General features: G+C 69.3%; 2 protein-coding genes and 1 pseudogene. 2 read left to right on the top strand and 1 reads right to left on the bottom strand.

Annotated elements, in window-relative coordinates:
- Positions 1–8: 8 nt before the first annotated feature.
- A complete protein-coding gene (locus ACY45C_RS05885) occupies positions 9–854 on the bottom strand; it encodes an LLM class F420-dependent oxidoreductase (protein WP_462186635.1) in 846 nt (281 codons plus the stop codon).
- Between the two features lie 604 nt (positions 855–1,458).
- Between ACY45C_RS05885 and ACY45C_RS05880 the strand changes: the two genes are divergently transcribed.
- Together ACY45C_RS05880 and ACY45C_RS05875 are read left to right on the top strand one after the other, a co-directional pair.
- On the top strand, positions 1,459–3,840 hold the full coding sequence (locus ACY45C_RS05880) for a putative bifunctional diguanylate cyclase/phosphodiesterase (protein WP_462186634.1): 2,382 nt from the start codon (positions 1,459–1,461) through the stop codon (positions 3,838–3,840).
- Positions 3,831–4,359 (top strand): annotated as a pseudogene (locus ACY45C_RS05875) (leucyl/phenylalanyl-tRNA--protein transferase); the annotation flags it as partial. The gene ACY45C_RS05880 and the pseudogene ACY45C_RS05875, both read left to right, overlap by 10 nt.

Below are 4,359 nucleotides of genomic sequence, written 5' to 3'. Positions count from 1 at the left end.
CGCGCAAGTTATTTCATTTCGACTCCTATGTGAAGAGGCTCGACGTGCCAGACGTCGCGCACGCCACCGAGAACCGCCTGGACACCGAGTTCGGCCAGGTCGTTCAGCTCGTCGAGAATCCTCTCCACATGCTCCCCCCTCGGTCCGACGTCAAAGGAGAAGACCACGGTCTTGAGGATGTCGTCGTAGTTCCGACCCTCGCGTTCACAGTGTTCGCGCAGCACCTGGAGCTTGCGCGCCAGATCGGGACCGGGAAAGAGGTTGCACGCCTGTGCGTATCGGGCGACGAGACGCAGCGTCTTCTTTTCGCCACCCCCACCGATCAGGATGGGTGGATGCGGCCGCGTCAGCGGCGAATTCAGTGGACGGGCCAACTGGTAGTACCGGCCGGAGAAGGGGCTCTCGTCACCGCTCCACATCCGCAGGCAGATCTGCAGCGTCTCCTCGAGCCGTTCGAACCGCTCGGCCAGCGGCGGGAACGGCAGACCGAGACCGACCGCCTCCTGTTCGTACCAGGCAGCGCCGATGCCCAGCCAGGCCCGCCCGCCGGAGAGCACGTCCAGCGTCGTGACGATCTTCGCCAGGGCGCCGGGCTCCCGGTAGACCGTACCGGTGACCAGGGTCAGCAGCTTCGCGCGGCGGCTGTGGGCGGCCAGGAAACCCAGCGTCGTGTACGCCTCCAGCATCTCGTTCTCGGCCGGACCGACCATCGCGATCTGGAAGAAGTGGTCCATGACGGCCAGGTAGTCGAATCCGACCGTGTCCGCCACGCGGACCACCTCGGCCAGATCCTCCCCGAGCTGCCCGGAACCGTGCGGGGAGGTGAAGTCGGGTAGTTGCAGACCGATCCGCATGTGCGCTCCTCCCCCGCCTCCAGCGCGGGAAGCGGGACATAGCCGACATTTTCCTATCATGTCTCGCGACGACAGCCTCCCGCCGCAGTGACAACGATCGGGCCGCCCTGACGTGATGAGTCGACGACACGGCCACGCCTGCGCACGGTCACCCCACCTGAACCCAACGCCACACCAGCAAATCGCGACAAATTTTTGTATATAAATGACAAGAGACCAAGATGTACGAGAATGTAGGCATGCCCGGCCAAGCCTCCGTCATGATGGTCACATGAGGCCCGAGTGGCGGGACCTCCGGGGTGTCCGTACCCTTTCCCTCAACGGAGGTAGCCCTGTCCCTCCCGCACGACCGGTCGCCACCGGCGGTGGTCGATTACCGGGCCTGCGGGGTCGGCACCATGGCCGCACCGGAGAGGGGCCGGAGGGGGAGCCGCCACCATCGCCCGCCCACGGCACACCCATGAAAGATCATCTTTTTCGGCGAACCGGCCGGCAAGGCGGCCGCCGGTGCCGCGGGTGTCGTCGCCGCGGCACCGGGCGATGGCCGTCGGCACGATGCCGGGCACGTGCGCAGGTTCCCACCACGCTGCGGGGGGATGACCGGTTGACCGCCTCTCCCCCTCCCCCGCGCCGGTTCCGTCTGATCCGGGCCGCCCAGCTCGTCCTGATCGTCGCCACGGTCTACCTGTCCGTCTCCGCGTTCGTCACCGTGCCCCGCATCGGCAACGAGACCGGGTCGCTGCGTTACGGCGTCGCCCTCGGCTCGGGCCTGATCTGCCTGTCGCGGGCGGTGTTGATCCGCGGCGAACGCCTGCCCTGGGCACTGCTCGGCACCGGGCTCGTCAGCTACGGATGCGCGACGATCTACTACAACGCGGCGGTCGCCGGCCGGCAGGACGACGACCTCGGGCCGTCGCTGGCCGATCTCGGCTGGCTGCTCTTCTATCCGGCGTGCTATGTCGCCGTCATCCTCCTGCTACGCAGAAGAGTGCTCCGGCTACACACGAGCGTCTGGATGGACGCGCTCGTCGGCCTGCTCGGCGTGGCCGCGCTGACCAGCGGCATCGGCGTGGCGATGGCGAACTCGTATCCGCGCTACAGCGCGTGGACGATGACGGTGAATCTGATCTATCCGCTCGCCGACCTGCTGCTGATCCTGCTGATCGTCACGGTGTTCAGTCTGCTGGGCTGGCATCCCGGCCGGATATGGTGGCTGCTGGGCATCGGGCTGGTGGGCTTCGCGATAGCCGACTCGCTCCTGCTGGTCAGCGTCACCACGGACAGGGACCCCGGGCCCGGCCTCCTCAGCACGCTGTGGCTGTTCTCGGTGCTCATGCCGGCCCTGGCCGCCTGGCAGCGACCGCGCTGGCACCCACCGGCCAAGATGTCCGGCTGGGGCGTCATCGCGGTCCCGCTGGTGCTCACCGTGATCGCGCTCGGTCTGCTCGTCCTCGGCGCCGCGGTCCAGCTGCCAAAGATCACCGTCGGGCTCGCCGCGGCCACGGTGCTGACGGCCCTGGCCCGCGCCGCGTTCACCTTCATCGAGGTCCAGCAGCTCGCCGAGAGCAAAGCGCTGGCCCGCACCGACGAGCTGACGGGCCTGGCGAACCGGCGTGGCTTCATCGAACGGCTGACGAAGGCCGAGCAGCACGCCACCGGGGTGGACACCTTCGCACTCCTCCTGCTGGACCTTGACCGGTTCAAGGAGATCAACGACTCGCTGGGGCATCAGGTGGGCGACGCGCTGCTGGCGCAGGTCGGAACCCGTATCTCCGACGCCCTGCGTCCCGGCGACCTGCATGCCCGCCTGGGCGGCGACGAGTTCGCGGTCCTGCTCGAACACGCGGACATCGAGGCCGCGAAACGCGTCGCCGACCGGGTGCTGGCCGTGCTCGACGATCCCTTCGACGTCGGCGGGGTGACCCTGCACGTCGGCGCGAGCATCGGCGCCGCCGTGTACCCCGACCACGCCGAGGACGCCCACACCCTGCTGCAGCGCGCCGATGTGGCCATGTATGCCGCGAAGTCGGGCCGCACCGGCGTGGAGTCCTACCGTCCCGGGTCCGACGTGAACAGCCTCGTCCGCCTCGACATGATCGAGTCCCTGCGCGCGGCGCTCGGCACCGGCCAGCTGGAGGTGCACTACCAGGTCAAGGTCGACCTCGATTCCGGGCAGGCGAACGCCGTAGAGGCCCTGGTCCGCTGGCGGCATCCCCGCCGCGGCCTGCTCGGGCCAGAGGAGTTCGTCCCCCTGGCCGAACAGGCCGGTTTCATCCGGATGCTGACCATCGAGGTGCTGGAGACCGCCCTGGGCCAGTGCCGGCAGTGGCACTCCGCCGGATTCGACGTCGCGGTGGCGGTGAACCTGTCCGCCTCGGACCTGCTGGACCGTGGCTTTCCCGAACAGGTCAGCCGCATGCTCTCCGGCTTCGGGCTGAGCCCGACGGCACTCGAGCTGGAGATCACCGAGACCACGTTGATGCTCGACCGGGTCCGCACGGCCGCCGTACTCGGGGAGCTGCGCGACCTGGGGATCGGAATCGCCGTCGACGACTACGGCACCGGGTACTCCTCCCTGGCCAGGCTCTGGGAGCTGCCCGTCGACGTGCTGAAGCTGGACAAGTCATTCATCCAACGCATGGAGGTCGACGGCCGGGCCGAGGCGATCGTCCGTTCGACGGTCGGACTCGCCCACGCGCTCGGCCTGCGCATCGTCGTCGAGGGCGTGGAGACCGCCGGGGCGATGCGGATGCTGCGGGATTTCGGCTGCGACCTGGCTCAGGGCTACTTCCTCGGCCATCCGGGCCCATCCGAGCAGGTGACCGAGCAACTGCGGCGACGGGCGCCGTCGGCTGGCATGATCGATCCGGAGACGATCGGCCGGACGGAGGAATGTCCCGGCGATCTCTCCCCGACGATGGAGAGTGCCGTGCTGAACGCCCCAGTCGCCCCGGATCGGACGCCGGCGGTCAAGTCGTGGCGCTGACGGCGCCGCCCCGCGATCTCGGCCCCACCGTATGGGACGGGCTCTCGCTGCTGACCAGCCCACGCCAGGCCCCGGTCGCCGTCGGCGGTGAGCTGGATCCGGCGACGTTGATCGGCGCCTACCGGGCCGGTGCCTTCCCTTGGCCGGCGAGCGAGGCCGACGGCGGCGGCGAGGCCCATGAGGACGACGAGGCTCACGGGGACGACGAGGCTCACGGGGACGACGAGAGCGGCGGGACCCGCGGGGGCGGGGAGTGGCTGCGCGAGATCCTGCGGGCGGCGGTGGCCGCCCGACGCATCCCCCATCTGCCCCCGCACCACCCCGGTGGGCTGGACCTGCCCTGGTGGAGCCCCGACCCCCGGGCAGTGATCCCGATCGGCCGGCTGCGGGTCAACCGGACACTGCGCAAGCGGCTGCGTAACTGTGGGTGGACCACCACCGTCGACGAGCGATTCGTCGACGTCGTCCGTGGCTGCCGCCGCGGCGGCACCTCCGAGTGGATCACTCCCCAACTGGTCG

Source organism: Frankia sp. CcWB2, assembly GCF_977927585.1.
This window is presented reverse-complemented; position numbering and strand designations above follow the sequence as displayed.

Bases quoted from the DNA above. Each gene is read 5' to 3' on its own strand.
- ACY45C_RS05885 (WP_462186635.1), bottom strand. From the start codon at position 854: ATGCGGATCGGTCTGCAACTACCCGACTTCACCTCCCCGCACGGTTCC.